Origin of the sequence: Evansella vedderi, from assembly GCF_030813435.1 — a bacterium.
Taxonomy (GTDB): Bacteria; Bacillota; Bacilli; order Bacillales; family Salisediminibacteriaceae; genus Evansella; species Evansella vedderi.
Genome location: NZ_JAUSUG010000011.1, coordinates 1 through 26,696 on the forward strand (window position 1 = coordinate 1; position 26,696 = coordinate 26,696).

The following is a 26,696-nucleotide window of genomic DNA, read 5'->3' on the forward strand; positions in this document are numbered from 1 at the left end:
ATTTTCCAAAGGGAAATAGGGTTTTGAAGTCGTTTTAGCTTCGTAGTAAAGGCTCATTGATTTGTAAGTGCCATCAAAATCAACTGTCGATTTTTCATCAAAGACCGCTTTAGTTATCATTCCACTTTGCTTATCGAATTTTAGCGGTTTTATAGGAGTTGGGCGCTTATGTATAATCGCGATCCCTAATTGTTCATATTTTTGATTAGTCAGATCCAAATCCTCTTCAAAAGCCATCCCTCTGTTTCCGTACTTTAACTTGTTAAGCGGGTCCCCCGTCCATTCACTTTTTATTAACTTCCTATACTCTGTAATTGACATTTTATCGGCCATTGGATCACCTCATTTGAATTTGTCGCTTCTCAATTAAATAACTTTAGTAGAGTCTTTTAAATCGAAAAGTGAAACAGAGTTACATAATAATACGCAAAAAAACGTCAATAAAAATCCAGAATAAAACTTTATATGCTATAGTGAACACTCCTAATCCCATGCCAACCCAACCGAAAAAACCTGCTACTTTTGATTTTCTTCCTATCGCCCCTAGAATTATCGCTGTTATCCAAAGCGGGAATGAGAACCACCCAAATATCGGGAATGTACTTAACAAGAAACCTATTACACCAACAACAGAAGAGGCGGTTGCACATAGATTTTGTATGAGCTTTTTCGGTCCTAGTTCCTTAACAGCACTATCGAAAAGGTTATCTAAAATCATAAGATCATAATTGTGCTTTTCGGTATTTCTATTCATTTGAAAATCTCATCTCCCCCATTTAATTACTTTTTTCTTTTTAACGAGCTCCTTCGTCGCAATAACTCCATTTTGTTTTGTATCCGTCGCTTAGTGCTATTAGTTGTTTCCTGGTCGATTAACATTTCAATAATCTTATTGTTTTTAATAACGACATGAAGCCATGTACCTTCTTTTGCTCCGTCTACTACTTGTTCTAAAGGAATAACATGCTCATTTTCTTCATCACCGACAATAATAACAGCGTACTTATCATCTACGATTCGATCTATTACTGCTTTCATAAACATTCTCACCTCTCCGATCAATATAATCCGGGCCTCATAAAGAACTCCTCGTATATATTATCCTTTTGTGGACCATTTAAATTCGAGTGCCACATATCATCTTTAAACAATGCTACAGAAGGAATTGTAGGTCTTCCGTAATTCCCCCACGTATTAGCTGAACTAGACGGAACAAAAACGTTCAAAGCATATAGGTCTACATCCAATTCCTCTGCTAAAGGTATAATAATCTCCGCTACTTCTTCGCATTCTTCACATGCTGGTTCATAGAAAAATACAAAAAACTCAGCTTTTTCTTCAACTTTTTCGGAAAGTTGTTGAGCTGATATTTCATTTTTAAAAAGCGGGTTATCATTCTGGTCATTTGTATTTCCATCGAAAATATTAGAATAGATCACAACCCCAACTGTCATTATAATTGCAAATAGAGCAAACCATCTTACAGATAACATTTTAATCACCTATTAATCGTAACAACTAGATTGATAATATGAGCCGTATAACAAATGGCGTTTTTCTCTAAAACATCAGTTTTGTTTATTTTTTCATGTAGCTCTTCATATGAGTTAATAGCTGCAATCGCCATTAAAACCAACTCCTTTTTATAATTCAGGCTGCTGATGTTACATCAACAGCCTGAAAATACTTATTTTACACATGCCAACCCTTCATCTTTTATATCACTCACTCGACTCGCACCAATCCCTGAAATAGCTGTCAGTCCATCTAGAGTTTCATATGGTCTTAATTCGATCAATTGCTCCGCTCTACTCTCGCCTATGTGTATTAGGTTCACTAATTCCTCTACAGGAGCACTATTAATATCAATACAACTCGGTTCAGAAGTAACTGTTTCAGTTTCTTCCGTATTAGGCTCGGACTCTTCAGAGGTGCTTATATTTCCATTACGTTCCGATGTGATGTCATAAGCGAATCCATCAGTTGTGACGACAATTGTTCCATGGACAGCAGTTCCATATAGAATAATCCCTAGTGAATCTAGGTTTGATAAAACTGGTTGGTGGGGATGGCCATATTGGTTGTCCTTCCCGTAGGAAGCAATAGCAAAGTCAGGGTTTACAGCTTCCAAAAACTCCATTGTTGAAGAGGTTCGAGAACCATGATGACCTAGCTGTAACACTTGAGCTTGTAGACTCTCATAATTCCCATCTGTACGTTTAGCGCGTTCTAAAATTTCGTATTCAGTTTGATACTCAGCATCTCCAGTAAGAACAACAGCAAAGTCATGATAAATCACTCGGATACCTATAGAACCTTCGTGTAGATCTCCTGTGAGCTTTTCTGGATTGATAACTTCAATGGTTAATGGTCCTAGTTCATGCACTTCTCCGGCACGAGGTTCATGATAATTAGTATCTTCACTGGCAAGAATGGCATCAAGTGTTCTTTCAAAAGTTTGTGTTGTATGTTCGTCCCCGCTCATCCACACAGTTCCTACTTCGAAGTTTTCGAGAATTTTATCGGCTTGTCCTATGTGATCAGCGTGAGGATGTGATAAAATCATATACATCAAAGAGTCTAGACTATCAATACTTTTTAAGTACTCAACAACATCATTTCGGTCATGTCTTCCAACGTCAAAAATCATAGAATACACAATTTCGTTATCAACGATATATTTAAAAAGAGTGGAGTCCCCCTGACCTACGTCTATAAAGTGAATTTGTAACTCGCCGTTATATTCACTTGAACCCATTTGCTCCACTTCTTCGTCAGGTGTAGAATTAGAATCACCATCACTTGACTCCTCTTCTATTGCATCTTCATCAGCAGTTACCTCTGTTGTTTCTTCTGGAGGATTTGCAGAAACATTTGACGAAGATTCCTCACACCCTATTAGAAAACTAAACAGTGATAAAATAAGCATTAAAGTAAATAAATGTTTCACAAGTGATTTTCTTTCCGTGAACATTGTAAAAATCTCCCCCTTTATTATCTTGGTTACATTCTACCTAACAGCTGGTTAACTTTCATTTTTTGAAGTGGTTATTTTGTTGTCTTAAATCCCTTTTCTTTATTTCGGACCATAATAGGTGAAGGGCTTTAAATCTAATCTGGTCACAATGTTTTTTAATTTTCTTTCTAAACCTTCAAACTTAGGTATTAGATCTTCCTTCTCCAAAGCAATAAAATTGTATTGTTCTAATGATGAAAAGTAATTAATTTTATGTTTCATCAACTCTTTATGCTCCGTAGGATAATGACCACAATACTCCATAATAATAGGCTTAGAACCTATATAAACAATCCAACCAGGTACATAAAATTTATTCTCTTTAGTTGAAAGTGTGAAAAGTTCTTTTCCAACCTCTAAAGAAGGGACGTAATGCACAATCCCTTGATAAGAAAGGTAATTATCAATGTGTTTTTCAATTTCTGAATTAACATAATCATGATCTTTAGACTTATCGTGCCATAAAATCATATCTTCTTCGGAACGAGCAAAGACTGTAATAGCCTTTCTCTTACGATCAACTTTGGGTTTCGAATATAGTATAATTTTACGCTGTACTCTAAAATCGACTTCACAATACCCCATTTTTTCAAGATACTCTTTCATAACCACGACATTAGTGTATATAAAAGAACCATCTTCATCTATTTCCCTTTTTAAAGTGAGTAACAGATTGCCACTTTTAACATTCCTGCTGCATTTGAAAATAGTACCTACAATAAAACGTTTGTGTTTTTTCAATGATTTTTTCTTATCCAGTTTTAAAATGTCTTGGACTTCAGGAATGATTTCGCGAACCTTAAAGCTTTTCTTGCTGATCTTAAATTTGAAGCTTAACGCCTTATCGTTTTCATTAGATTTAATAAGGTCATACATATCCTGTATAAACATCATGCTTATTTTGGCTTTAGGGACAGATCTTGTTTTAGTTACACTTTCATATGATTGGTGTTTATATGCCCTGGATGAAGGTAACGAAATGGATGGGTATTTTTTATCAACTGTTAAATGAGTGTCCCCATCAACAAATAAAGTAAATGTTAGGTTAGACCCCTGCCTATTCACCATTACAGTATCAGAAGGGTAATGACTGACCTTATCTTCTATACTGTTGGAAAAATAATCACAAGTGTGAGAGCTTCTGTTTTTAACTACAAAATGATCCCTTCTATTTTTAGGTCTTCTGATACTCATTTTCCCTCTAGGGCAAAAAGGGCAAATCAATTCCCCATGTATTGCTTCATCATAATCCCTAGCCATAATTACTTCCTTACGATGACCGTACCTTGCTTTATATATGATAATCACCTCCTCGCAATAGGGAATATGTTCATAAAAAACAAAAAACCACAAACTAAGCCTTTCTTATAAGGCCACAGCTTGCGGTGCTTCCACAATTATATTTATTCAATTGGATAAAAACAAAGCTCTTAAACTTATTTTATCATACATTTAAACTGTCTGGAAAGAGGGGGATTGCTTCGCTACATATTTAAAGTCAGCCACTTTTTGAAACCTTCTGTCTTGCAAATAGGATAAAATGTTGTGCAAAGCAGAGATTTGTTTCAGTATTTTCTTCTCAAACCCTGAAGGCATTATATCCATTAGGTGTCGTTGATATTCATAGATATTTTCTAAAGTAATGTGTTCTTTGCTAAAACGCATATTTTTGTTCATTTCGAACCATACGGAAAATTGACTGAGAGTTAAAATAGTAGTTTGAATAACCCTTTTATCGGCCTTCTCATTTTTAAGATGACTTTCCACACCTTCTAACAGTTCCCTAAAATGATTATAATTGATTACTTTCATTGTATTCACCACGCTTATTTGTATTATCTAAATGATATATATACTTTAACTCTCTTCTTTGTATGATTTTATATGGTTTGGGATCCAAATTCATCTTTATCAATAAATCTTCGTTTATATGATAATATCCATCCTTATAAACAACAACTGGTAGTTTTTTTTGTAGGTCATACAATTCATTCTTATATGGGTTGGACCAAAGTAAATAACGATATCCTGTAAACAAATAGGTTGAGCTAAATAGCGTGAAAACACCGACCAGTAAAAGTGGTTTTGTAAGGCTTGTTTCCTCCCTGAAAACTAATTCAATGCTATAATTAAGACATAACAGAATAGAAATTATAGATAGAGGGATGATGAAAACAAGCCATTTTTTACTCGGTGAACGAAAAGGTGCTTTGTTCATTCTCTATATGGTTCAATGAATCGTAGCTCTTCTTCGCTGAATCCTAAACGGAAATTTGCTTCATGGAATGCAGCGGAGTTTACGTGTTGATGGATTAAAGTATCCATTCCTTCAAATTCTTTTTTCGCTTGCTTCTTTTGCTCAGGGGTTCCATAGTTCATCATCCCCAGGATAAGAGAATACTTTTCCATCAATACTGCTGTATCGAGCTGATTCATATCTTCAATTGTTGGTCTATTGATTGGTAAACTCATTTTTAAAACGCCTCCCTATATATAGTGTATCGTTCTATATGTTTAAGGATATATTGTAGGTCCAACATGGTGCAAATTTTGAAAAGGTTAATTTGTTTTAGGATAAACCATTCAATCATATAACAGTAATTCGGTACATCTATTACGATCGGACATCATCCCTTCTTATCAAACAAACTCAGTAAATCTTTTACAAACTTATAAGCCTGGTCTATATGATAGAGTGCCTTATCTTCAACATTACTGAAATTAGGTTCTCTCCCTAAGTCCGTTAAGACATACATTCGTTTAGAACGTCTGTAGTCATCATCCCATTCCCCTTCAATCCAAGCTAGTTCAACCATTCCTTTAATAACTTCATAAAAGTAGGAGTCACTTGTGGTCCAGCTGTAACGTTCCTTCATGTATTGATAAACCTCATACCCATGTATGCGCCGGTTATGGTGGTGGAGATGTTTCAGCACAACGTATTGAATAAATGAAGCAACATCAATTAACTTACTGATGTATTTACGATCATCATCTTCTAACACCACAGGGATATCTTTCCACTGGTTCCTAGCATCGTCCCTCATTTTCTTAAGAACAATAAGGATTCTTTCACAGCTCTTACCATAAACTGAAAAGTAAGTATTATAGGTTTCTTCTCCTTTATTTGTGAGGGAGAAGATTTTTTTACGCCCATCAGGATTAAATGCGATTAGACCTTCTATTTCCATTTCTTGTACGGTTTTGTAGACATAGGAACGGGACTTTTCCCGCTTCGGCAACGGATAGGTTTCGTTAAATGACTTGTATAGGTCTGCTGTTGAACGGGGAATACTCTTTAACTCTCTAAGGACGTATATTTTGATGACTTCTTTACGTGTTAAACCTAACTTTCCTTCTGTAAGTGTTTTTTCCGCTACACTCTCCATGACTAATCCCTCCTTTCTTAACCCCCCAATAACCGTAAGAGGTCTATTATGTGTGCACCTTCATTCTATGTCCATATACAGTATAAAATAAAGTACCTCGTTGGAGGACTCTCTGTATATATTCCCTACTCACCCCCTTCTTCCCTTCTTCCAATTACCTTTTCTTTTTAAACTTCCTATTGCTTCGGATAGATTCGTACTTATCTACTACATACGATTATTATCGATAGATTCGTATCTATCTCTCACAGGACGGAAAGGGGGGGAGTTGGACTGCCGCGCGCGTTAAGCAGGGGGTCAGCTCGGAAAAAAGTAGATCCTTTCCATCTCATGAGATAAGAAGAACAGTAGTTAAGATAAACTGACACACAGGCCTAAAATGAACTCATACGCACTCAGGTTGGAGAGAAGGAAAAGAATGATATGTAAATATAATTCCTATTTGTCCTCCAACGAGATACTTTTAGTATAGTCTTTGGTGTAAATAAAATGACGGATGTTAAAAACTATAAAAAATTGATAGAACACCTTCTGCGTATTAAAAGACTATGAATCTATTATTTCATTTTGGAGCGGGACCGGAGTTAATCCATCGGCTTTTCTCCAAACACAGGTGCTAGAGCATATAAGATGAAAGCTACAACAATAAGACCTAAAAGTGCACCAAGCTCACCTGAAAATAATGCATTTAAAGCCCCCATCGCACACAATGTTCCGAATATATTAAATGGAATACCTATTGGACCATTGCGAGTATGGTAGTGCCAAGTAAAGAAAATAACCGCTATTGTTAATAAGCTAATAAACATTCTAGTTCTCCTCTCTTAAACGCGAAAAAGCACGCAAATTCCCCTTTGTATATATACCTCATGTATATATAAGAGGAAATTACGTGCTTCGCAATTTCATGACGTTTTTTATTTGTTAACTCTATAATACCAAACTAATTTTAGATTGTTAAGAGTTTAACTCATAATTTCTTGTATCTTTTGTTTCGCTTGAACGTTTTCAAAAAAGTTCATCTCAGCATAAGAACGAGGATTCGGATTATCTGGTTCATCACCTTGTACCCCTTCTCTATTTAATTGAGATTGAAAATTCTCATGCGAACACCACTTTAACCCCCCGAAAGAGATCCACTTACTCCATGTAACTTCAACATTTTCAGGCTTCGGTAATTCATCTTTAAATAGTAAGTAATAATCTTTAAATTGTTCCTCCCATGTTTTATACGAATTGCCGAATAACATGACTAAATTATTACTGAATGTGATTCTGACTATCATCAGCTACACCTTCCTTTTTATACTGACTCTCTTAATAACTCACTTTTATTCCTTTGCTGCTCGACAAATATGTTAAGCACTTGCTTACTGGTTTTTTCATCGAGCCTCTCAATAATCTTAAACACTTGATATTCTGATTTCGCATTGAGTAATTTGCGATAAATTTTAGAAGACTTATGAATAGTTGTATTTGGTTTAGCCATTCAAATTCTCCTCCCTATTAAAAAACTCATTAGCTTATTTTTTCTAGTAACGAGGTAAATTCCAGCTCTTCAAAAACTTCAAGTGTTCCATTTCTGTTTAATTTAATGCGTAAATCATCCAAGTTAATATTTTGAATGTCTGGAACATCAGTACGAATAGTGACTAGTTTCTTACTCAAGTAAGCGTCGTCTTTCCCTTCATCTAATTTCTTTTTCTTAGCCCCTTTTATTTCATCTATGTTTGCGTAGATGTCATCTAATGAAGAGTAAGAAGCGAGAAGGTCTAGCGCACCTTTAAGGCCGATCCCGTTGATACCAGGTATGTTATCGCTACTTTTACCAGATTCCCCCATTATTGCTTTAGCATCAATCCATTGGTAAGGTTGAATCCCGTATTTCTCTATGAAATTATCTTTAGAGATAACCACATCTTGCTTTTTCTCTCGATAAACTTGAAAAACATTACCATCTAATAATTGGTATAAATCTTTGTCGTTACTCACCATGTAACAAGGCGTTCCCTTTTTATTGGACCATTCCTTAACGAAAGTACCAATGAGGTCATCAGCTTCAAAGCTATCGACTTTGAAATAAGGAATAGACATTTTATCCAATACATATTGCAGGGTGTCGAATTGCTCCTTTAAGATAGGATCTGTTTCCTCTCGTAATCCTTTGTATTCAGGATGAATCTGACGTCTAAAGGTAGAAGATCTACTCACATCAAACGTTACTGCTAAATTGGTAGGCTTATATATTTCTAGCAATTTAAACAACATGTTTATGAAACCATACACACCATTTGTATATCTTCCGTCAGCTGTTCTCATTAAATCATCTGTACCTCTATAAGCGGTTGCAAAATGACTTCGTGACAACATATTATTCCCGTCAATGACTACTAGAGTTTCATCAGGAGTTTTACTCTTCTTGCGAATAGAAGTTACCTTCTCATTTGTATTTATTTCTTGTTGCGGAACCCCTTTTTCCCATTCAATCTTAAAGATTCCATCTTCAGCAATTAACGTATTGATTGTTTTCGACTTCTGCTTCATACCTGATGAAATCAAATGATTTGTTAAGTCCTCTATCAAACATTTACACGACTCAACATTTAGTTTCTCTTGAATGTTTAGCTTAATTCCTTCTTCTCCCTTAACTAAACGATCATCTACCGAACAATCTTTAACTTCTCCCTCAGATAGAAGAACTTCCATCCAACCATTTCGTACAGTAATCCCTTCAACCTTACGAACTGACTTCTCCTTTTTTAATTGAGCTATTAAACTCAGTAGACATGTTTTAATAGTAATGAACGTGTGCCTATTTGGTAACGCCACACGACATGCCTTGATTGTTTCAGAGCTTTTCATCATTAAACCTCTCCTTTCAAAAATTTGTATTGGTGTTTTTGTATATAAAAAAATCACCTTATAGAGAGCTATTAGTCCAAAAAATACAGACTATCAAGCACCTATAAGGTGATTTTGAGCACAAGTGTCCCATCTATGTAAATCATCAATTCAATCAGTCAAATACTTCTGGCCGCGTGGCTGGAAGTTAGAATAAAAAATAATTAATTATTTATAAACCTATTATAACATAGAGATTGTTTCAAAAGTAGTGATACTTAAAAGCTATCACCCATACGTTGAAAAAATTTGAGAAAGGGCTAAAAAGGAAATGCTAATAGCTATCGAGAAAGTAACAATTCTTATTTTAAATGAGATCGTTTGATCTTTCCTAATTCGAGCCACAATCCAATCCAACGACCACCATATTGTAAATATAATAGGCCAAAAATTAGGAATTAAAAATACGCCGATACTTACAGGAATCCAAAAATTAGTCATCAAAAGTTCGTAAATGAAAAAACTATAATGAATAGTGATATACACACCCAAAGATATCAATTGATTTTTCATTTTTCCCCCCATTTATTTAATCTGGACTGATTAAAGCTTAAGGGACCGCTTTTAAATAGCGATCCCTTCATTTTTAGAATAAATCTTCTCCTACTTGATGAAAAATACTTATCCCCTACTACCATTTAACATGAGAATCATAACGATATAAAAGATGGTTCCGTACACTTTACTCTACGGTGTATTGTTGTATATTATTAATTTCGTTAAAGTCATGTAAAGGAGCCATATGAATGGTGTTTTTACAGCCCATAGTTATACCTAACATCAGTATAACTATAAAAGCTAATGCTATTCTTATTCTCATTTCTTTCACCCTTTCTTTAAGAAAGAAGATACAAAATCATTATTCTTTGATAAAGATTCGATCATCCGTCTGTAAATTACAATCCACTTTAATGCTACGAATAGCTTCCTTAAATTCGTTTGCAATGACAACAAGATCCGTATATTGAATTTGCGTTAATTGTCCTTCATTTTCTTGCATGAAATCTTGTACTTTTTCATAAGCATTTTCTAACTCCTTGATACTCTTCTCTAAACTTCCAGCCATGATAGTTATTCCCCCTTAAATTTTTGTATTGTTTGATGATTAACCAACTCTATCGAGCCTGTCGCACTTCTTTATCTTTCCTTTTTTTTAACTCACTATGGTAAGTTGCAATATCCTCTTTTAAACCTTTAACTGTTTCGAATTCAAAGTTTTCAAGAGCTAACTTCAATTCTGTTTTTGCAACCGCTAATCGTTCTAATAATTCCTCTTTCGATAATTCATTTGGCATTTTTACCTCAATTCTCTTTCCGATTGAACTCATAACACTTTCTCCTCTCTTTTAATTATTGGTAATAACGCTTCATAAACCAATCCTTGTAAGCTTGGATAGGGTGTTTAATAAAATAAACCCATTTTGATTTTTGCCTGTTGCCTTGCTTCTGTTTTCTGTTCAGCACAAATGGAATCATAACCGGCAGCCAAAGTAGACTATAGACAAAGACAAAGTTGATAAAACCAGGTATGGTATTCAATACTGGGTCCCAAATCTCATATCGTTCATCTTCTTCTCTAATTTTGGCAAGTAAGAATATAATAAAGTTAATGAATGCCCCTATCAAAAAATAGGAGATTATAACTGCTAGTATCAATACATCCCATTTCTCTTCTTGTATCCACCCCAAATCACAGCTCTCCTTTTCCAACGAAAAAAGCACACACTAATCCCACGGTAAAAACAATAGGACTAATGCGTGCTTCGCATTTAATATATTCGATTGATGTTAATTATAATATAACATAAAAATGAGTATAACAAAAGCACAGATACGCAAATGGAATAGAAATCTAATATTATTTTACTTCTATTGTTTGGCCCTCTTTTATTCCTCTTAGAAATTCATTCATTTCTTTTATTTCTTTATCTTGAACTGAAGGTTCCTCCCCTTCTTCATGATATCCTATCATCTCTTCTATCTCAGCTTCTTTAATAGCATCTAGTAAAAATCTTAATTGATTTGTAGTTACTTTTAACATGTTACCTTCTCCTCTTATTAACTATTTTATCTAGTTCTTTTCACTATTCATTACCCGATTTAAGTCTATCTATTTTCTCTATTTCTTGCTCTAATTGATGCATATAAACCAACTTTTCTCCGCTCGACGGAGCTGATAATGCCTTAGTATATAAATCGACTATTTGCATATAGGTTCCTTCTAATTCACTATCAACACCTGTTTTATCGGCTTTAGGCATCATATCAATGTATTTATTAATCTCTCGTTGGATGATTTCTTGGTCCTTATGTTGCTGTAGTTTAAATTTTATAGTAAGTAAATCCAATATACGAATCATTAACTCAACATACTTTATATTTAATCACCCTTTCTCTCTACCAACTTTTCCAACTCAGATAATTCTTGTGATAATAAATTTGTATATTCGTCTTTATCTGGAACTTGTTCGGTTTTATAGCTTTTTTGCAGAAGGTCTAAAATGTTTCGATACTTCTGTTTTGTTTCTTCAGGTAATTTGGAGAGATACGGTTTAACCTCTTCTGCAATAACTTTTATTTCATCTAATATAATTTCTGCATCCTCGCCATCCAATTTTACATATACACTACTTAACTTTATAAATCTCATAAAGCTCGATGTGATTTCTTTGGTTAACATATACAACACCTCCAAAACATTAATAATGCACCGTTATGTTAATAATCATTTCCTTTCTATGTCCTAATATTCCCTTTATTATCTTTATAACAAACAATTAGCATTATGTCTAAACATAAAAAAACAACGCTTTAGATCATAAATCTAAAGCGCTGTTTTTAATTCTTCGGATTCTCCATAAAATTTTCTTTTGTATTCCTCGATGGTATGTAATTGAGCTGCTCTCTTCCTTACTTCTTCATCGCATTCAGCGACTTTCAAGTGATATAAGCATTCACGGATGAGGATGTTCACCTCATCCAGAGAATACTTAGGTGCTGGCTGTTTTGCCATTTCAAACACTCCTCCTATTTCTTCAATTCTTCGTTCATTGCTTTAATTATGTCATCTAGTTCGTCTGTGGAGTTTTTGTTAATTATTTTACCAGCCTTTCTTTCTAGTAATTTTAATCCTGCATATCCAGCAGCCACCGAAATACCAGCTGTAGAGATTAACAACCATACTTCAGCAGATGGGATATCAATTAAATTCACTAAAAGGTCAATTGTGATGTGTAAGGCTACAGTACCTAAACTGTTTACCACTAAGCTAGCTCCTATACCAAAAAACATTTCAGTAAACGAGCCGAAATCAATGGCATTAGGCTTAGTTTTGTAGACCTTATACTTCATTAACACAAATTCTTTCCTTTTATTTAAACTGTAGAGAAAACCTCCGAAAGCACCCCCTACAACAATTACAAATACCAACAACATTACTTGTATTATACTCATTTAAAATCACTCCCTTCAAAAAAAGTTTTGGAAAAATCAAAAAGCCCATAGAAAAGCATAGTGAAAATTCCACTAACTTCCCTACAGGCAATTAAAAATCAAAAAATGGACACAAAATGCCCTTTCCATTCTAATAGTTAAACATTAGAAACACTTGTTTCTAAATGAATTTAGCTTTAAAAAGCTATTAGAATCGAAAGGACGCTTGTCCACTCGTGAATTACAAAAAATTAAATTAAATATAATTATATTATATAATAGTTTACTGGAGGTTAAAAGTACTTATGGGAAATTGAACTGGAATTCTTTCCAGTTTTTATTACTATCTACAAATCGGGTAGGAGGCTGAACATTAATTGATCAGCCGACCTCCCACACCACCGTACGTACCGATCGGTATACGGCGGTTCCTAAGTTTACATTCGAACAGTTTTAAGATAATCCGTGAAGAATACGTAGCCTGCCTGTCTTAGACGGGCATCAGTTACAGATGTATTTAAGATATGGCTGTTGGCGACTCGCCAATAGCCTTTTCTTGTGCATGCGAATTTGAATGCGGTGTTGTGGTCAAAATTTAGTTTACGTAGCATTGTATATCGGGTTCGTATTCGTTTCCAACGTTTCCAGATATACATTCGCAATCTCCGCCTTAGCCATTCGTCCGTCTTCTTGAGCAGGTTCTTCATGTCCGCAAGTTTGAAGTAATTGACCCATCCAGTGATGAACTGTTTTAATTTTAATTTCAATTGTTCGTAACCGAGTCCATTACTTCTCGTGGTAATCTCTCTCACTCTTGCCTTCATCTTCTTCACGCTCTTGGTATGGACTCTTAGTTTGATGCCATCTTTCGATGGATAGAATCCGTAACCGAGGAACTTTATCTTTCCGATGTAGGCAACTGTCGTTTTCTCCCGATTCACTTTGAGTCTAAGCTTGTCTTCGATGTAAGGTAGGATATGTCTTAGTATTCTTTGCGCCGATCTTTTCGTCCTGGCAAAGAGGATCATATCGTCCGCATATCTGACAAACTTTATTTCTCTTCGTTCTAGTTCATGGTCGAGTTCATTGAGCATGATGTTACTGCATAACGGACTGATGTTCCCGCCTTGTATAAGTCCAAGTTTTGTTTCTTCGAATTCCCCTCGATTCATTGCCCCTGCGTTAAGATACTTGTGTATGAGGGATATAACCCTACCGTCCTTGATCGTTCTTGATAAGATTTCGATCATCTTCGATTGGTTCACCGTATCGAAGAATTTCTCCAAGTCCATGTCAACGACATAGGTGTATCCCTGGTTGGCATATTCCTTGCACTTTCTCAGTGCATCATGAGCACTTCTTCTCGGTCTGAAACCGTAGCTGGTTTCCGCGAATTGAGGTTCGAAGATTGGTGACAGGACTTGCGTTATCGCTTGTTGTAGCACTCTGTCTACTGCCGTTGGGATGCCCAACGTACGCATTGTTCCATTGTCTTTGGGAATTTCTACCCTGCGGACTGGATTCGGACGGTATTTCCCGTCCAAGACGAGCTTCTTGAGTTCCTCTCCATTGTCTTTGAGATATTGTAGAAGATGCTCTACTTCCATCCCATCGACTCCGTGTGCCCCTTTGTTTCTCTTCACCTGTTTGTAGGCTTGGTTGAGATTGTGTCGGCTCAAGATTCGCTCTAGAAGTTCGTCCTCTCGGCTGTTGGTGTTGGTGTGGTCTGTTTCAGTTATCCTCTTGTCAGTAAGCGCTCCCGCATACCCTTCGTGTTCCGCACTATCTCTTTGCGGGTAGCCCTTGCCACAGCAAGGTATTCTGCTTTCTTTTGTCCCGACTTTGGTAACTTTCATTGACTGAACACCTCCTTAGGTTCAACCCTTCATAACGCCGTCGACTGCGTTACTACTATGGTATCTGCTGACTTCTCACGATAAATCTTGTTTCAACCGCATGTTGCAAATGCGCTTCATGCGTCCGTGAGACCTCCCACGGTAAGACGCGTAGCTTTCATCCCATGTACCCGCCGCATTTACATCCTCGTGTCCGTGCAGTTTATTGGATTTCGTCTTGTTATGCAGACTCATCCCACTTTGGATGCCTGATACGATTTGTGTTCCTCGGGTCGGAACTTTGCCTCCAGCTTCCTTCAGATTCCACCTCGCGGTGGACACCCTTGCTCTTGGCTAATGGTTGGCAACTGCCAGCCCCCATAGCGGACTTTCACCGCCAAGTTACGCGCCATGCGTGGCGCACATAAAAAAAGAGTCAAGCCATTAAAATCAATGGCTTAACCCTTTTAACTTTCCTTCAGGATCTATTAAATCCATCATATTCTTATCCTTGTACATTTCTTTAAGGACTTTAAAGCTAATTATATGCTGATGTTCTTCTTCACTTTTAGCATAGTACTCTACTATTGCTGCATCCAACATGGTGATCGTTTCACCGTAACACTCACAACTTTGAAAAGGAACATCAGTTACTCTAATCTTCTCACCTGAAGTAGTTTTCACATCTCTATTTTTTGTCATTAGCTTTTCCTCCGTTTTGCATTTTTCACAGAGTGTTCCCATGACAATCACCTCACGATATTATTATGGTGATTATAACATGTTAAACTCTTGAATGACTAACCCGGAACGCTTTGGCTCCTGCGGTCAATTAAAAACCAACTATATCCTTAAGACGTTCTGTAATACCAACATACACAGTAGTTACATAATAAGAACCGTCAGACTTAATGGCTACTCCTACTGTTATGTAACTTCCTTTTAAATCCTGCCCACAGATAGTTCGAAAAGGGTCTGGGTTACGGTATTTAGGATATTGTCCAATATCAAATCCTTCAACGATTGAACCTGTCAAGATGGCAGTCGCAACATCTAAGATATCAATCCCTCTTTTCGCCATCCTGACGTCTACATGTTCTCCAAGTTTTATTTCTCCTGATTGCACTTTAGAACGCATGTCTTGTAACTCATCGCTCCAGTAGTCTTTCATATGTTTACTCATTGTTCCTCTACCTCCCTTTTAAAATAAAAAACCGCAAAGGTATGATTGCTTTTAATAAGCTCTCTCTACCTTTACGGTTCAATTAGTTAACTAACTTTCTTCTTCTCTTTATTCCCTTTAAGATTTTGCATGGCATGTAGCACTTCTACTATATTCGAAAACTTCCTCATACCATTCAGCGTCACCTTACTCCAACCTTTCAGCTGATCATCCAATTCCCTTTCAATCTTTCGAGCATTCATTACAACATGAGAAGGATGCCCCATAATTGCTGACATTGGAATTTTTAGTGGAAAGGTTTGAGGACTACCATTAAACTGTACAACAGCTATAAAGGTATCCGTTGTATACAGAAATACCTTTCTTACTTCAGCCCACTGATTGTAAGTAACTTTTTTAATCGTTGGTTTCGCTCGATTAACTAACATCTCCGCTAAACAAAACACTCGATAATTGGCTACTTCTTCGGCAACAGGCGGTAAAGACATTGAAATTCTACAACTCTCTTCCGATAAGCCCATACTGTTTGCAACGTCCTTAAATGTAATTTTCTCCATTGAAATCTCTCCTTTTTTAAAAAAGTAAATTGGTGTTTGGTTTAAAAAGATTCATAGAACGCAAAAAAGCCCCATTAAGTTCACTATGAGCCCATAACAAATAGACTTTAAGCAACCTTAATGAGGCTGAATTTCTACAAATCAATACAATTCCGACGCATGTCAGAATTCGGGTGAAAAAATTAAAATTAAATGTTTATGTTTTAATGATACCAAAAATTTCTGCTTTTGTGGACATAGATATATAAAAAACTAAAATTCTTTTATTACATTTCCACTGTAATAGAGAAATGAGGATAGAAAAAGTAACTTTTCTACCCTCATAAACTTAAATCTTCGTTCATTATTTTAATGTAGCTATTTACTTCATATTCCGTTAACTCATTTTCCACGGTATGCTTCATGAGTGTCAACCGCTATATTCTATTCAGCCTTCATTTGCTCTAAAAGTTCATCATCAAATGCTATTTCCGCTTCTCTGAAACGCGCCAAATATCTTTCACCAGTTGCAGCATCTTCCCACATTCCTACTTCATTTTCGCCTCTTTCCCATGAACGATATAAATCAGGAATATCGATAGATTCTCTATTAACTGGATCCCAAAAATCTAAATCAGAATTTGCAGTTTCGAAAAATAACTTATGCCTAAAGTTCAATTCAGGAATTGGGAAAAATGCCTCTGACGATAAAATTAAAGTGGTAGTTGTTACTTCTGTTAAATAGTTTAAGATACTAATTGCTTCTTTCATGATGTCACGAATACCAGGATCAACATCTGGTAACAATAGCTCTTTTGGTGGTTCTACAATCAATAAGAACTGCTGAGGAACATCTTGTTGGGCAATAAAAGTCCAAAAAGACCAAGCAGCCTTTAAAAATGATAAAGCGCGTTCCTCAAGATCTCCTGAACGATTTAAGTGGTATTTAAAACCTTCTTGCGTTTTATACCAATCTATTTGTGTTAATGAATCAAACTGTTCTGCCAACCATGTTTTATGTGGAGATTCTTCCATTCGTTCTAAAGCTCTACCAAATCCAATTATCGGACCTTCCATGTGGCCACGATATGAAGCACCAGGAAGTAACTCACGCCTATCCATTCCCTTTTTTCTTGCCAATAGGTTTAAAAAGGAAGTAGCAAAGAATAATCGCTGATTGATAAAAACATGACGATCTTCAAAATCCTCTGGAGGATCAGGGAACTCTTCCACCCACATAATACTCTCTAAGGGATGTATCCCTTGAACAGAAGATTGATCTTCTTCTCCTGTAATCCAATAAACAGCATTAGGATCTCTACTAACCACAGATTGCGAAATAGATTTCGTCATCCTTCTCTTTACGGTCTTTTGATTGTCACCAACTATCGCTAAACGACTATGTTCTTCTACCCACCAAAACCACGCTAACTCGCCTTCATTCACTAAATCTCCAACAACCAAAGGACTTTCAATAGATTTCACCAAGTACAACATCTCCTTTTGAAAAAGTAAAAAAGCACCCATTACAAAAATAGACATACTTATCGCCTATATCTGCAATCGGTGCTTCCGATTTTTTCGTTATTTACGATTTTATAATTCTTAAATCTATTATAAATGAACATAAACAAAAAGGCAAAGCCCTTAATTAATATGGACTTTGCCTTAAATGATTCTAGTCTTATTTTGCTCTTCGGAATCTCATATACTGACCCCACTCACCATTTATCTCAATCCAATAAGTATCTTCTCTTTCAATACCGTTTGAGTAAACTGTACGGAAGCGGAAGGTATATGTCCCGTCAGGTAAATGCTCAAAATACTCTTCCCATACATTACCTGTCCATTCAACATTATTATTTGTACTTAGTTCTCTAAATTCATCCGTTTCTTCCATCTCTACAGTGACACTTTCTGCTATAGTAGATGTCCCTGTATTAGTCGTATAGGCTCTGATAATGAAGTTTTCTCCTGCCCAATACATGTCATAATGCCTAGGAGAATCATCTGTCCCTGTTTCATTTTGATTGTAGGCTTTTCTATGATCGTTCCAACGTTCCTCATGATGTACTTGCCCATCTAATTCTAAATCACCGACATTTATGGTAGAACTCCATGTATCATAATGACCATGTATATCCGTTACCGTTTGGGTTATTGTGTATTGCCCTGTCATATCAGGGAAAACAAACGTCGGATGTTCTTCAGTGGATTCTTCTATCGTTCCATTCGGCCACCTAAATTCATATTCAAAGTCTAGCCCATTACCCTCAATGTTTTCATCATAGGTTGCTAAAGATTCAACCTCTATCGTATCTCCTACAAAGTATGCCTTATCTTCATAAGTGAAATTAGCAACAGGCATTATTTTATATTTGTATGGCCCTTTAAATTCATAGCGTACATTTCCTACCTCATCTTGAGATTGAACATGCAAGAACCATTCTCCTGTTTCTGAGATAGTTGTTGCTAGATAATTACTACTGGTATTCCAACCACCCCATGAAGTCGGCATGTCTGTACTATTTGTCCATTGATACCTCGAACTATCATAACCCGATAAATCATCGTTGAATTTTAGTCGTACAACAATATCATTTTCTTCCCAATCGCGACTGTGATAGTTTTGAGTGTCATCTTGATTTCTAAACTCAATGAAAGGCGGTGTTTCATCAATTAAATAGTAACCTGAAGTTGTAGTTCTTTGGTTTCCAACATTATCCTCAGCTGTTACCCTGATCCGATAACGTCCTTCTTCTGTAAATGACACACTCTCACTTGTTGTGGTGAACCAATCACTCCATGAGCTCCAATTACCATCAGTTTCTATTTGATATCTCCATCTATTTACACCTGAATGATCATCACTAATCGAAATACCAACATCTATATTATCATTGGTCCAATTATGTTGATTAGGATTGAACGTAATAATTGGAGCTACACCATCTATTCTTAACCTTGCAAAAGAATTACTCCATCCATATGCATCCCCTTCTGATATATTTCCAGCATTATCCCTGTAACGGGAACGAACTATAAAATTTGAACCGTGGGTGTTACCTCTGACTTCAAAAGTCGCTTCTTTATAGGCTCCGCTATTGTAAGTTCTACTAACTGAAAAAATATCAAACGCAGGATCGGTTGTTATGTGATTAATATTTGTCGACGACCCATTCCAATTATGCTCTGCTACTTCTCGAACAGTACTAGACCCTAAACTTAAACCAGTTGTTCTTAGACCTGCATCTTCATCATAACCACGGAGGCTAATATCTAAAGTATCGTTTGGTTTAATCCAATAATCATTACCACTTTGATACCTGTGTCCCTCAATTCCATAACTTGTTTGCTCTGGAGGAGTCTTATCAATGTAATAATATCCACTGGTTACAGTTCTTGTATTACCTACATTATCTTCAACTTGTACTTGTATTCGTCTAATTCCTTCTGAATTTAGAGTTATCTCTCTATTTGACTGACTAGACCAGCTACTCCAACTCCCCCAACTACCATCGTTTTCTGTTCTAAACCTTAACCTATTAACTCCTGAGTGATTATCTGACGCATTAACATTTACAGTAACACTTTCATTAGTCCAGGCACTGTTATTTGGACTGAAACTTATGAAAGGTGCGACACCATCAACGCGTAAACTCATACCTGTCTGTCCCTCGCCGGTATCATATCCCCTATCGTTACGAACATTATCTCTATAATGCCACATAACATCGTAGGAATGACCATGTGTGTGAGGTTCGACTGTCCAGTTAACATTACCGTAAGCAGTATTTTCAGTTCTATTAGCAGCTGAGATACTTACATGCGAGCTAGGGAAACCATTCCCTACATCTGCAATATGAGTTGATGATTGGTCGAAATTATGTCTTTTCCTAGCATCTTCACCACTTCCGAGCAACCTTAAATACTGTATAGCATTACCTGAACCATCATCATGCTGCCGCAATCTAACATTAACTGTTGTATTTGGCTTTACCCAGTAGTCGTTTCCATCAACATAATCTGCTCCTGTTAGAGCATGACTTATATGACTTGGTGGATCTCCATCAATGTTTATTCTCTTTCCTGTATTAGAATAACCCACTGTATTCATAGCCGTATCTCTAAACCAATATTGCAAAGAGTGATATAAATTTCCTGTAATGTTACTATCTGCTTTCACAGTGGTTCGAGTTTCAATAACATGACCATTACTCGTCTTACTCTCATATGTTTTTTCACCAGAAACGAAGTCAAATGACGGCCAACTTTCCCAAGCGGTGACCGTCCCTCTATCAGTCCTATAGCCTGACCTTGAATCTGAGCCATCCCCCAATAATCTTGAGTGAACATTATATAATTCTACGTTATCGCTTGCTCTCATGAGGTAACTTATCTGTCGACCTGGACCTATCCAGTAATCATTACCATCTCTATACTGATAACCTGAGATTGAGCTAGAAACATACTTTGGCGGTTCAGTATCACCTTGCTCTACTGTGATTGTTATTGTAGGAGTACGCCTTGTGCTTCCATCTGTCATGGTGATATTCCCACCGGGGTCTGCTATGAAATATATCTCGTATGTCCCAGGATCTAAGGTTCTTCTTAAACTAGGCCATCTTTGTTGATCTACAGAATAACTAAGGGTTTGAACATTAGTTCCAGTTCCATTTATAACAATCCTATGAGGAACATTAGATACAGAACGAACACCATTATTGATAAATCGCCCTACAAAATGTATTTCTTCAGTAGAATCAAAAGTCGTTCTTACATTACCATCAGAATCTCTCGCTTGTGTATACTGACCATGAATGTTGGGGTAATCAGGTTCAAAGAGGTATACTCCGCTTGCACCGTTAATCATCATGACTTTCTTATCCCCACCCCCAATAACGGGATCTGAATACATCCTAGCTCCATCTAACTCGTACCACATCGTATTTCCTGAGTACCAGGCTACCCAATCTCCATTATGTAGCCGAGAAAATATTCTACCGTCTCTAAGCGTTGCCATAATCTTATCATCCGAAAAGACAGTTGGACCCGAATTCATCCCTGCTGCATTAGTGAAAATTTGAGTATATGAGCCGTTACTAGGATTTACATTATAAACGTAACCCCTCCCATCACTACTCCTATTAGTAGATACAAATATTCTATTTAGACGTGGACTATAACCTACACCCATGTTCATGAGTTGATTAGTGCCAAATACATTATGGATACTGTTATATGAATTATACGCCCCTGTTGAAGTATTCCATCGGTACATTCTACCCCTTTTATCAACAGCTATAAAATTATCATCATCAATTGCAACACCAGTAGCAGCAACACCATAAGTTGTGCTTTGACTCCCATGCATACTTCCTCCATTATGAGGATTTACCCTAAACAATCTTCCTGCATGACTATCTCCTGCAAACACAATACGTGGTGAGAAACTACTTCTTTCCATTAAGACCGGTGAAGCTGATAACACAAAATTTGTTTGTTCGTTAAAGAATGGAGTAGTGGAGCTATTATGGACATTGAATCCAAAAATATGCCCATGCCACCCTGAAGCCCATACTTCACCATTTCGAAAATGCAGCGGTGTACCTACAAATCTATTAACTCTCCATCCTGAATCATCAACACCCACATTAATACGCTTAAATAAACTACCTGTATTTTTATTTAATACATGTACATATCGACCGGTTGGAACAACAAGCTTATCGTCTACTACAATTGGAGAGGCTGGATGACCACTCCAGTTACCTCTAAGTGTAGATGATGTCCATAAAACCCTTTCCTCAATTAAATCATAAGCTATTACTCTAGCCGATTCTGTCCCCATCATATAAGCGATATTATCAACAATAATAGGAGCTGAATACGTTCCAGTTAAATGTCCATTTGGATTTATAACCCCCTTAAACTTATATGGAAACATATGATTTTCAATGTATTTTGTTTGTTGTTCGTTAAAACCTATCATTGGGTAATCAGTTGCTTCAGCAGTGTCCTCAAACATATATGTAAAACTCATGATAATTATAAGAGCAGTAATAATAATTTTTTTGATCTTTATATTCATCTATATTTCACCTACCTTTCTCAATAACAATTTAACTTTGGTCTACCCCCTCCATAAAAATGAAAGGGGTAGGTATAACTAAAATAAATTTGTGAAGAACGAACCGATAGATTTAAAGAAATCAAAGATTCGTTGCACCACACCTCTGTTTTCTTCTAACTTCTCTTCATTTTCAACTTCTTTGAGTTGTTGTTCTACTTTTTCTTTAACATCTTCATCAACATCATTGTAAGCTTCCTCTAATATAGAAACTAATTGTCTAGTTTGTTCTATTTCTATTAGATTTTCATGATTAAACAGGTTAAAGAGTTCAACAATTTGTTCATCTGTATAGTACTCAAGTAGATTTTCCATATCTTCTTTAGTACCATCAAATGCGACCTGCATAAATATCAGAACTTCTTGTAATTCGATGTATTCTATTTTTTGGAAATCATCTTCAAACGTTTCCACAACTAATGAAGAGAAGCCTCCGCTTCGCTCAACTTCTTCATCTTCATCTTTCAAATCGCCTCTCGCGTTTTCAAGTAGCTGCTCGTCAAATTCATCTTGTCTGTTTTCATCGTTTTGTTTTTGTTCAACTTCTTCTTGTTGTTCTTCAACTTCTTCAACTTGACGCTGATTGTTTCTTTCAGGCTGTTCCTGTTTAGACTCTTCCTGTTTAGGTTGTTCTTGTTTAGGTTGTTCTTGTTTAGGTTGTTCTTGTTTAGGCTCTTCTTTCACTTCATCCTCTGAAGAATCGCTAGGTGGTTCTTCTTTTGGTGGTTCCTCTTCTTTTGGTGGATCATTTGGTGGTTCTTCCTCTTCTTTTGGCGGATTGCTAGGTGACTCTTCTTCCTTTTCTTCTTCCTCTGAACGTTTTTCTACATCTGTTTTGGGAAGATGACCAGCATCACCTAATACAATTGCTAATGGTGTACTGCTAAAAACTCTATAAGAGTCTTTCTGAAAGTAACCTAGAAGTGTCAGTCCATCGATAAACCAATCTTCATCTTCTTCATATCTAGCTTGTCCGTAAATATGAAGATCATCACCATTAACGCGTTCCATGCCTTCTAACTTAAAATAAGTTTTATATCCATCTTCTTCATACTCAAATATTTGCCCAATGCCACTATTAGCATTTATTGTTGGGGCAATCATAAATAATACTGCTATAAACATTAGTAATCCAAATAATTTTTTCATCACTAAATTTCTCCTCTCAAATTCAATGTGATTGTTTTTCCTTACTTAATAAGTATTAAATAACAGATGTGGAACTGCAATTTTCCGAGTGATTAAATGTTTATTTAAACACAAAAGCACCCAAGTAAGTTGCCAATCATTTACCCCTCTAAAAAAAATTGAAGGTAATGTCTACTAAACTAGTAGATTGGTCCACCCTTACTTGAGTGCTTTTTGGAAAATTCTCCTCTGACGCGTGTCCGAGGATGATTATAATTAACATTATTTAAATTTCTTATAAAATAATAATATCATAATCAAAAAATGTTTCCAATATATTTAGTGAACCCTTCAATTCTTTTAAGAAGGAACGATTCTATAACCCTTCTTTAAAAAACATATTCATAAACTGAAGCCTTCCTAATTGTCATACCTTCACCCCTAAAATATCTAGGAGATTGAACTTCTATAACAGCTACAACCCCCGGCCCCCGTAAAACATCAATTATTTGATATTCTTCGTTGTGATAGACGTAAGGGAAAGAAATAGGCTCACCTGTTTCAGGATCAATAGTTGCATCATCAAAAAACTCTAATAGTTTTATTTCTACGGGATCTTGAAAGAACGAATCCTCTAATGGTGACAAGTCATAATTTAATCTTAGGTGGAACATTAAACTTTGTCTGAAATTTTCCTCTGCAACATCTTGAACAAACACAACATATCCCCTAGAAAGTTCTTCATCATCTAAAGCAAGGGCAGCATCATGCACAGCTATATCTAGATAGTTTTTCATATAACTGTTGGTGGTTAAATCTGTTTCAATATTCCATTGTAGTGTCATGATACCCGCGAACAACGCACACAGAAATATACCTTTTACAGCTGTAGACATAATTTAATATCCTTTCTTTTAACTTCCTACATACTCACTTAAAATGCGAACATCTCTTTTAATTGTACTTGGACCTTGATTAAATATATCGATGATAAATATGGGTCCTCTCGGAACTTCAATCGAACCTTCTATATATTGATTACGGGGAGTTAAATCTTCAGTGAGTTCCAGAACAATATCTGATTCACTAAAGTTGTATCTATTAACTAACTCAGATACCATTTCACTTTTTAATTCCTCTGTAAAACGACCTTCTATTGCTGCTTTCTTACTTGCTTCTAATAAAACAGTATCAACTGCATTTCTATGCAAAGAGTCGAGATAGGCTAAAATTGGTGTAAACATAACAATAATGGCTATTATTGCTGTCATCCACTTTCCTAATGTACTACTCATACTTAACCCCCTTACTACCTAAAGTTTATAAACTGGTTGCTTTGCTTATCATGGTGAGGGAGCGTTAAAACGCCCCACACCACAAAAATAAGTAATGCACCTAACGGTTTTCTGAGCCTGATGTTTCAGGCATTGGAAGGTTATTAACCTCTGTTTCGTACTCTGATGTTTTTGTGTCGATCATGCTATAACCCACTGAAAATAGTAAAGCAATAATTACGATTGCTGTTACTGCAATCTTCATAAATTGTGCTAATGACGTATTCATTAAATAAGCAACTCCTTTTTATAATTTTATTTAAAAGGGAACTTGTCCCTTCTATAACTAAAGTTGTACCTAAATTACCTAACGGTTTTCTGAACCTGACGTTTCAGGCATTGGAAGATTACTAACTTCTGTTTCATACTCTGACGTTTTCGTATCGATCATGCTGTACCCTACTGAGAAAAGCAACGCTATAATCACAATTGCTGTTACTGCAATCTTCATGAACTGTGCTAATGACGTATTCATTAAATATACAACTCCTTTTTATAATTTATTGTTTATATAAAGAGGGTTTAACCTCGTTTATAACCTTATAATCTTTCAAAACGATTACTCATTGTTATTAATAAGTTGTAAATCTCGGATATGTCCTTCATATTCATCTGTTTTAACCTCTATCATCGAGTAAGCTACACCAAACAACAAGGCGACTATAATGACTGCGGTTAAAGCAACCTTCATGAAAGTACTTAATGATGTTGTTATATCACTCACCCCCCTTAAATTAATAAGCATTAGTTTCTTTCAATGTAATCTGCTACTGAATCAGCAATATCCTCGATTAAGGGTAACAATTGGTTATAAAGTAAGGCGACTATTACTACTGCTACTAGAGCCACCTTCATAAACGTACTTAGACTTTGATTCAATATCACCACCTCCAAATTAGTCTTCGTTAAAGGGCTGTTCCATCTAATATGATGATAACCATATACACTACAACAGCTATGAAGTTCAAGATGATGAAAAAGTGCGCTCCTTTAATTGGGATTGAACCTAAATCAACAAAGAGCTTTCTTCTTCTCCTATAATTCTCTATTTGAGATTTAACAAATACATCGTTCATTGACCTCAAACCTTCAAGCGCTGTTTCCCTTTTGTTCTGATCCAATGTTTTCAGTACGGAACCTAGTGTATATGCTTCCTTAGTACCTATATCTTCTACAAAAATATCGATCGCTTTCGCTGGACCAATTTCATTCCAATTCAATAACAAATCTCGTATCGGTTTCCTTATCTCCTCAAAATAAGGGAACAAGTTTCGAATCAAATTGTAGGTGTTTACTCGGTTGTTAGTCATCATTTCAATTTCCGAAATAAGAAGGTCATAAAGTACAAAGAGTTCCGCATTTCTCTTAGCTGCACGAAAGTCTATAACTTTACTAATAATCCACCTGACTAACGAATAAGAGAATGTGGCTGATGTTAAAAACCATGCTGCAACCACTCCTATTACCGCCCATGTCGAGTAACTTCCTTTGAAAACTAAAGGAATAATGATGTAGTTGATAACAAACAAAGCTATCAGACTTAACCTAAGTATGTTGAAACGCACAGCATTTAATTTTAGCGGGTATCCTGCTTCTTTTAAAAGTTCTTCTGTTGGTGAATTCATTGACGTATCAACAAACTGGTCTTTTTGAGCACGGAACTTCTGTTTAACCCTTAACCTACTTTGTATCCTTTCGGTTTTTGTAGATAATCCAGAGTACACCAAGTAACCTGAAGTAACAGCTCCGACCACCGCCAATGTATATATGATATAAGGTAATATTTTATAAAAAGTTGTTGGTTCTAACATA

Annotated in this window: 37 protein-coding genes; all 37 read right to left on the bottom strand. The window is 36.0% G+C overall.

From position 1 onward, the window contains the following. On the bottom strand, positions 1 to 333 hold a 333-nt coding region (locus J2S74_RS13790), incomplete at its 3' end, for a Holliday junction resolvase RecU (RefSeq protein ID WP_307326380.1). A gap of 79 nt (positions 334 to 412) precedes the next feature. Further along, positions 413 to 754, bottom strand: a complete 342-nt coding sequence (locus J2S74_RS13795) for a hypothetical protein (protein ID WP_307326381.1) — start codon at positions 752 to 754, stop codon at positions 413 to 415. Between the two features lie 26 nt (positions 755 to 780). Continuing rightward, the gene (locus J2S74_RS13800; RefSeq protein WP_307326382.1) at positions 781 to 1,038 is read right to left on the bottom strand and encodes a DUF3006 domain-containing protein; all 258 of its coding nucleotides are present in this window, start codon (positions 1,036 to 1,038) and stop codon (positions 781 to 783) included. Between the two features lie 20 nt (positions 1,039 to 1,058). Continuing rightward, the gene (locus tag J2S74_RS13805) at positions 1,059 to 1,493 is read right to left on the bottom strand and encodes a hypothetical protein (protein ID WP_307326383.1); all 435 of its coding nucleotides are present in this window, start codon (positions 1,491 to 1,493) and stop codon (positions 1,059 to 1,061) included. A 5-nt stretch (positions 1,494 to 1,498) separates the two neighbouring features. Further along, on the bottom strand, positions 1,499 to 1,627 hold the full coding sequence (locus J2S74_RS13810; RefSeq protein WP_307326384.1) for a hypothetical protein: 129 nt from the start codon (positions 1,625 to 1,627) through the stop codon (positions 1,499 to 1,501). A gap of 60 nt (positions 1,628 to 1,687) precedes the next feature. Continuing rightward, complete coding sequence (locus J2S74_RS13815) at positions 1,688 to 2,974, bottom strand: MBL fold metallo-hydrolase (RefSeq protein WP_307326385.1); 1,287 nt, start codon at positions 2,972 to 2,974, stop codon at positions 1,688 to 1,690. A gap of 102 nt (positions 2,975 to 3,076) precedes the next feature. Beyond that, on the bottom strand, positions 3,077 to 4,276 hold the full coding sequence (locus J2S74_RS13820) for a hypothetical protein (protein WP_307326386.1): 1,200 nt from the start codon (positions 4,274 to 4,276) through the stop codon (positions 3,077 to 3,079). Between the two features lie 192 nt (positions 4,277 to 4,468). Then, a complete protein-coding gene (locus J2S74_RS13825) occupies positions 4,469 to 4,828 on the bottom strand; it encodes a hypothetical protein (protein WP_307326387.1) in 360 nt (119 codons plus the stop codon). Next, positions 4,809 to 5,234, bottom strand: a complete 426-nt coding sequence (locus J2S74_RS13830) for a hypothetical protein (protein ID WP_307326388.1) — start codon at positions 5,232 to 5,234, stop codon at positions 4,809 to 4,811. Before J2S74_RS13830 ends, J2S74_RS13825 begins: the two co-directional genes overlap by 20 nt. Beyond that, positions 5,231 to 5,488, bottom strand: coding sequence for a hypothetical protein (locus tag J2S74_RS13835; protein ID WP_307326389.1), 258 nt, complete (start codon positions 5,486 to 5,488; stop codon positions 5,231 to 5,233). The genes J2S74_RS13830 and J2S74_RS13835 overlap by 4 nt, the downstream gene beginning before the upstream one ends. A 155-nt stretch (positions 5,489 to 5,643) precedes the next feature. After that, on the bottom strand, positions 5,644 to 6,405 hold the full coding sequence (locus J2S74_RS13840; RefSeq protein WP_307326390.1) for a PadR family transcriptional regulator: 762 nt from the start codon (positions 6,403 to 6,405) through the stop codon (positions 5,644 to 5,646). Between the two features lie 584 nt (positions 6,406 to 6,989). Next, the gene (locus J2S74_RS13845) at positions 6,990 to 7,214 is read right to left on the bottom strand and encodes a hypothetical protein (protein ID WP_307326391.1); all 225 of its coding nucleotides are present in this window, start codon (positions 7,212 to 7,214) and stop codon (positions 6,990 to 6,992) included. 156 nt (positions 7,215 to 7,370) lie between these two features. Then, complete coding sequence (locus tag J2S74_RS13850) at positions 7,371 to 7,691, bottom strand: spore protein H (protein WP_307326392.1); 321 nt, start codon at positions 7,689 to 7,691, stop codon at positions 7,371 to 7,373. A gap of 17 nt (positions 7,692 to 7,708) precedes the next feature. Further along, on the bottom strand, positions 7,709 to 7,894 hold the full coding sequence (locus J2S74_RS13855) for a hypothetical protein (protein WP_307326393.1): 186 nt from the start codon (positions 7,892 to 7,894) through the stop codon (positions 7,709 to 7,711). A 29-nt stretch (positions 7,895 to 7,923) separates the two neighbouring features. Beyond that, positions 7,924 to 9,270, bottom strand: coding sequence for a 5'-3' exonuclease (locus J2S74_RS13860; RefSeq protein WP_307326394.1), 1,347 nt, complete (start codon positions 9,268 to 9,270; stop codon positions 7,924 to 7,926). 895 nt (positions 9,271 to 10,165) lie between these two features. Then, the gene (locus J2S74_RS13865; protein ID WP_307326395.1) at positions 10,166 to 10,372 is read right to left on the bottom strand and encodes a hypothetical protein; all 207 of its coding nucleotides are present in this window, start codon (positions 10,370 to 10,372) and stop codon (positions 10,166 to 10,168) included. 49 nt (positions 10,373 to 10,421) lie between these two features. Continuing rightward, positions 10,422 to 10,634: a hypothetical protein gene (locus J2S74_RS13870; RefSeq protein ID WP_307326396.1), complete on the bottom strand. Its 213-nt coding sequence runs from the start codon at positions 10,632 to 10,634 to the stop codon at positions 10,422 to 10,424. A 22-nt stretch (positions 10,635 to 10,656) separates the two neighbouring features. Further along, the gene (locus J2S74_RS13875) at positions 10,657 to 10,995 is read right to left on the bottom strand and encodes a hypothetical protein (protein ID WP_307326397.1); all 339 of its coding nucleotides are present in this window, start codon (positions 10,993 to 10,995) and stop codon (positions 10,657 to 10,659) included. A 169-nt stretch (positions 10,996 to 11,164) separates the two neighbouring features. Then, the gene (locus J2S74_RS13880) at positions 11,165 to 11,347 is read right to left on the bottom strand and encodes a hypothetical protein (protein WP_307326398.1); all 183 of its coding nucleotides are present in this window, start codon (positions 11,345 to 11,347) and stop codon (positions 11,165 to 11,167) included. Positions 11,348 to 11,390: 43 nt separating this feature from the next. Beyond that, on the bottom strand, positions 11,391 to 11,666 hold the full coding sequence (locus J2S74_RS13885; RefSeq protein WP_307326399.1) for a hypothetical protein: 276 nt from the start codon (positions 11,664 to 11,666) through the stop codon (positions 11,391 to 11,393). A gap of 20 nt (positions 11,667 to 11,686) precedes the next feature. Continuing rightward, positions 11,687 to 11,986 carry a hypothetical protein gene (locus tag J2S74_RS13890; RefSeq protein WP_307326400.1) on the bottom strand — a complete coding sequence of 100 codons (300 nt, stop codon included), beginning with the start codon at positions 11,984 to 11,986 and terminating at the stop codon, positions 11,687 to 11,689. Positions 11,987 to 12,130: 144 nt separating this feature from the next. After that, positions 12,131 to 12,319, bottom strand: coding sequence for a hypothetical protein (locus J2S74_RS13895; RefSeq protein WP_307326401.1), 189 nt, complete (start codon positions 12,317 to 12,319; stop codon positions 12,131 to 12,133). Between the two features lie 14 nt (positions 12,320 to 12,333). Next, positions 12,334 to 12,759: a hypothetical protein gene (locus J2S74_RS13900; RefSeq protein WP_307326402.1), complete on the bottom strand. Its 426-nt coding sequence runs from the start codon at positions 12,757 to 12,759 to the stop codon at positions 12,334 to 12,336. Between the two features lie 416 nt (positions 12,760 to 13,175). Beyond that, positions 13,176 to 14,594 carry a group II intron reverse transcriptase/maturase gene (gene ltrA, locus J2S74_RS13905; protein ID WP_307326403.1) on the bottom strand — a complete coding sequence of 473 codons (1,419 nt, stop codon included), beginning with the start codon at positions 14,592 to 14,594 and terminating at the stop codon, positions 13,176 to 13,178. A gap of 429 nt (positions 14,595 to 15,023) precedes the next feature. After that, on the bottom strand, positions 15,024 to 15,317 hold the full coding sequence (locus tag J2S74_RS13910; protein ID WP_307326404.1) for a hypothetical protein: 294 nt from the start codon (positions 15,315 to 15,317) through the stop codon (positions 15,024 to 15,026). Between the two features lie 88 nt (positions 15,318 to 15,405). Further along, positions 15,406 to 15,744 carry a DUF4258 domain-containing protein gene (locus J2S74_RS13915; protein ID WP_307326405.1) on the bottom strand — a complete coding sequence of 113 codons (339 nt, stop codon included), beginning with the start codon at positions 15,742 to 15,744 and terminating at the stop codon, positions 15,406 to 15,408. A gap of 98 nt (positions 15,745 to 15,842) precedes the next feature. Next, entirely contained in the window at positions 15,843 to 16,313 is a 471-nt protein-coding gene (locus J2S74_RS13920; RefSeq protein WP_307326406.1) for a hypothetical protein, read from the bottom strand. A gap of 423 nt (positions 16,314 to 16,736) precedes the next feature. Further along, positions 16,737 to 17,780, bottom strand: a complete 1,044-nt coding sequence (locus J2S74_RS13925) for a hypothetical protein (RefSeq protein ID WP_307326407.1) — start codon at positions 17,778 to 17,780, stop codon at positions 16,737 to 16,739. A gap of 196 nt (positions 17,781 to 17,976) precedes the next feature. Beyond that, complete coding sequence (locus J2S74_RS13930; RefSeq protein ID WP_307326408.1) at positions 17,977 to 22,383, bottom strand: PQQ-binding-like beta-propeller repeat protein; 4,407 nt, start codon at positions 22,381 to 22,383, stop codon at positions 17,977 to 17,979. 78 nt (positions 22,384 to 22,461) lie between these two features. Continuing rightward, the gene (locus tag J2S74_RS13935; RefSeq protein ID WP_307326409.1) at positions 22,462 to 23,571 is read right to left on the bottom strand and encodes a hypothetical protein; all 1,110 of its coding nucleotides are present in this window, start codon (positions 23,569 to 23,571) and stop codon (positions 22,462 to 22,464) included. Between the two features lie 368 nt (positions 23,572 to 23,939). After that, positions 23,940 to 24,446 carry a hypothetical protein gene (locus J2S74_RS13940; RefSeq protein ID WP_307326410.1) on the bottom strand — a complete coding sequence of 169 codons (507 nt, stop codon included), beginning with the start codon at positions 24,444 to 24,446 and terminating at the stop codon, positions 23,940 to 23,942. 18 nt (positions 24,447 to 24,464) lie between these two features. Then, complete coding sequence (locus tag J2S74_RS13945; RefSeq protein WP_307326411.1) at positions 24,465 to 24,845, bottom strand: hypothetical protein; 381 nt, start codon at positions 24,843 to 24,845, stop codon at positions 24,465 to 24,467. Positions 24,846 to 24,945: 100 nt separating this feature from the next. Beyond that, entirely contained in the window at positions 24,946 to 25,113 is a 168-nt protein-coding gene (locus J2S74_RS13950; RefSeq protein ID WP_307326412.1) for a hypothetical protein, read from the bottom strand. 78 nt (positions 25,114 to 25,191) lie between these two features. After that, entirely contained in the window at positions 25,192 to 25,359 is a 168-nt protein-coding gene (locus tag J2S74_RS13955) for a hypothetical protein (RefSeq protein WP_307326413.1), read from the bottom strand. A gap of 84 nt (positions 25,360 to 25,443) precedes the next feature. Further along, positions 25,444 to 25,608 (bottom strand): hypothetical protein, encoded by a 165-nt coding sequence (locus J2S74_RS13960; protein ID WP_307326414.1) that lies wholly within the window; start codon positions 25,606 to 25,608, stop codon positions 25,444 to 25,446. A 20-nt stretch (positions 25,609 to 25,628) separates the two neighbouring features. Further along, positions 25,629 to 25,763: a hypothetical protein gene (locus J2S74_RS13965; protein ID WP_307326415.1), complete on the bottom strand. Its 135-nt coding sequence runs from the start codon at positions 25,761 to 25,763 to the stop codon at positions 25,629 to 25,631. Between the two features lie 26 nt (positions 25,764 to 25,789). Continuing rightward, positions 25,790 to 26,695: a hypothetical protein gene (locus J2S74_RS13970; protein WP_307326416.1), complete on the bottom strand. Its 906-nt coding sequence runs from the start codon at positions 26,693 to 26,695 to the stop codon at positions 25,790 to 25,792. Position 26,696 lies beyond the last annotated feature (1 nt).

Coding starts and splice junctions, on each gene's coding strand:
- J2S74_RS13915 (WP_307326405.1), bottom strand. CDS start 15,744: ATGAAAGACTACTGGAGCGATGAGTTACAAGACATGCGTTCTAAAGTG.
- J2S74_RS13955 (WP_307326413.1), bottom strand. CDS start 25,359: ATGAATACGTCATTAGCACAGTTCATGAAGATTGCAGTAACAGCAATT.
- J2S74_RS13805 (WP_307326383.1), bottom strand. CDS start 1,493: ATGTTATCTGTAAGATGGTTTGCTCTATTTGCAATTATAATGACAGTT.
- ltrA (WP_307326403.1), bottom strand. CDS start 14,594: ATGAAAGTTACCAAAGTCGGGACAAAAGAAAGCAGAATACCTTGCTGT.
- J2S74_RS13825 (WP_307326387.1), bottom strand. CDS start 4,828: ATGAAAGTAATCAATTATAATCATTTTAGGGAACTGTTAGAAGGTGTG.
- J2S74_RS13870 (WP_307326396.1), bottom strand. CDS start 10,634: ATGAGTTCAATCGGAAAGAGAATTGAGGTAAAAATGCCAAATGAATTA.
- J2S74_RS13815 (WP_307326385.1), bottom strand. CDS start 2,974: ATGTTCACGGAAAGAAAATCACTTGTGAAACATTTATTTACTTTAATG.
- J2S74_RS13865 (WP_307326395.1), bottom strand. CDS start 10,372: ATGGCTGGAAGTTTAGAGAAGAGTATCAAGGAGTTAGAAAATGCTTAT.
- J2S74_RS13940 (WP_307326410.1), bottom strand. CDS start 24,446: ATGTCTACAGCTGTAAAAGGTATATTTCTGTGTGCGTTGTTCGCGGGT.
- J2S74_RS13920 (WP_307326406.1), bottom strand. CDS start 16,313: ATGGAGAAAATTACATTTAAGGACGTTGCAAACAGTATGGGCTTATCG.
- J2S74_RS13855 (WP_307326393.1), bottom strand. CDS start 7,894: ATGGCTAAACCAAATACAACTATTCATAAGTCTTCTAAAATTTATCGC.
- J2S74_RS13835 (WP_307326389.1), bottom strand. CDS start 5,488: ATGAGTTTACCAATCAATAGACCAACAATTGAAGATATGAATCAGCTC.
- J2S74_RS13810 (WP_307326384.1), bottom strand. CDS start 1,627: ATGGCGATTGCAGCTATTAACTCATATGAAGAGCTACATGAAAAAATA.
- J2S74_RS13850 (WP_307326392.1), bottom strand. CDS start 7,691: ATGATAGTCAGAATCACATTCAGTAATAATTTAGTCATGTTATTCGGC.
- J2S74_RS13830 (WP_307326388.1), bottom strand. CDS start 5,234: ATGAACAAAGCACCTTTTCGTTCACCGAGTAAAAAATGGCTTGTTTTC.
- J2S74_RS13950 (WP_307326412.1), bottom strand. CDS start 25,113: ATGAATACGTCATTAGCACAATTTATGAAGATTGCAGTAACAGCAATC.
- J2S74_RS13900 (WP_307326402.1), bottom strand. CDS start 12,759: ATGAGTATAATACAAGTAATGTTGTTGGTATTTGTAATTGTTGTAGGG.
- J2S74_RS13820 (WP_307326386.1), bottom strand. CDS start 4,276: ATGGCTAGGGATTATGATGAAGCAATACATGGGGAATTGATTTGCCCT.
- J2S74_RS13945 (WP_307326411.1), bottom strand. CDS start 24,845: ATGAGTAGTACATTAGGAAAGTGGATGACAGCAATAATAGCCATTATT.
- J2S74_RS13795 (WP_307326381.1), bottom strand. CDS start 754: ATGAATAGAAATACCGAAAAGCACAATTATGATCTTATGATTTTAGAT.
- J2S74_RS13880 (WP_307326398.1), bottom strand. CDS start 11,347: ATGTTAAAAGTAACTACAAATCAATTAAGATTTTTACTAGATGCTATT.
- J2S74_RS13885 (WP_307326399.1), bottom strand. CDS start 11,666: ATGATTCGTATATTGGATTTACTTACTATAAAATTTAAACTACAGCAA.
- J2S74_RS13910 (WP_307326404.1), bottom strand. CDS start 15,317: ATGGGAACACTCTGTGAAAAATGCAAAACGGAGGAAAAGCTAATGACA.
- J2S74_RS13930 (WP_307326408.1), bottom strand. CDS start 22,383: ATGAATATAAAGATCAAAAAAATTATTATTACTGCTCTTATAATTATC.
- J2S74_RS13935 (WP_307326409.1), bottom strand. CDS start 23,571: ATGAAAAAATTATTTGGATTACTAATGTTTATAGCAGTATTATTTATG.
- J2S74_RS13890 (WP_307326400.1), bottom strand. CDS start 11,986: ATGTTAACCAAAGAAATCACATCGAGCTTTATGAGATTTATAAAGTTA.
- J2S74_RS13895 (WP_307326401.1), bottom strand. CDS start 12,319: ATGGCAAAACAGCCAGCACCTAAGTATTCTCTGGATGAGGTGAACATC.
- J2S74_RS13840 (WP_307326390.1), bottom strand. CDS start 6,405: ATGGAGAGTGTAGCGGAAAAAACACTTACAGAAGGAAAGTTAGGTTTA.
- J2S74_RS13970 (WP_307326416.1), bottom strand. CDS start 26,695: ATGTTAGAACCAACAACTTTTTATAAAATATTACCTTATATCATATAT.
- J2S74_RS13845 (WP_307326391.1), bottom strand. CDS start 7,214: ATGTTTATTAGCTTATTAACAATAGCGGTTATTTTCTTTACTTGGCAC.
- J2S74_RS13800 (WP_307326382.1), bottom strand. CDS start 1,038: ATGAAAGCAGTAATAGATCGAATCGTAGATGATAAGTACGCTGTTATT.
- J2S74_RS13860 (WP_307326394.1), bottom strand. CDS start 9,270: ATGATGAAAAGCTCTGAAACAATCAAGGCATGTCGTGTGGCGTTACCA.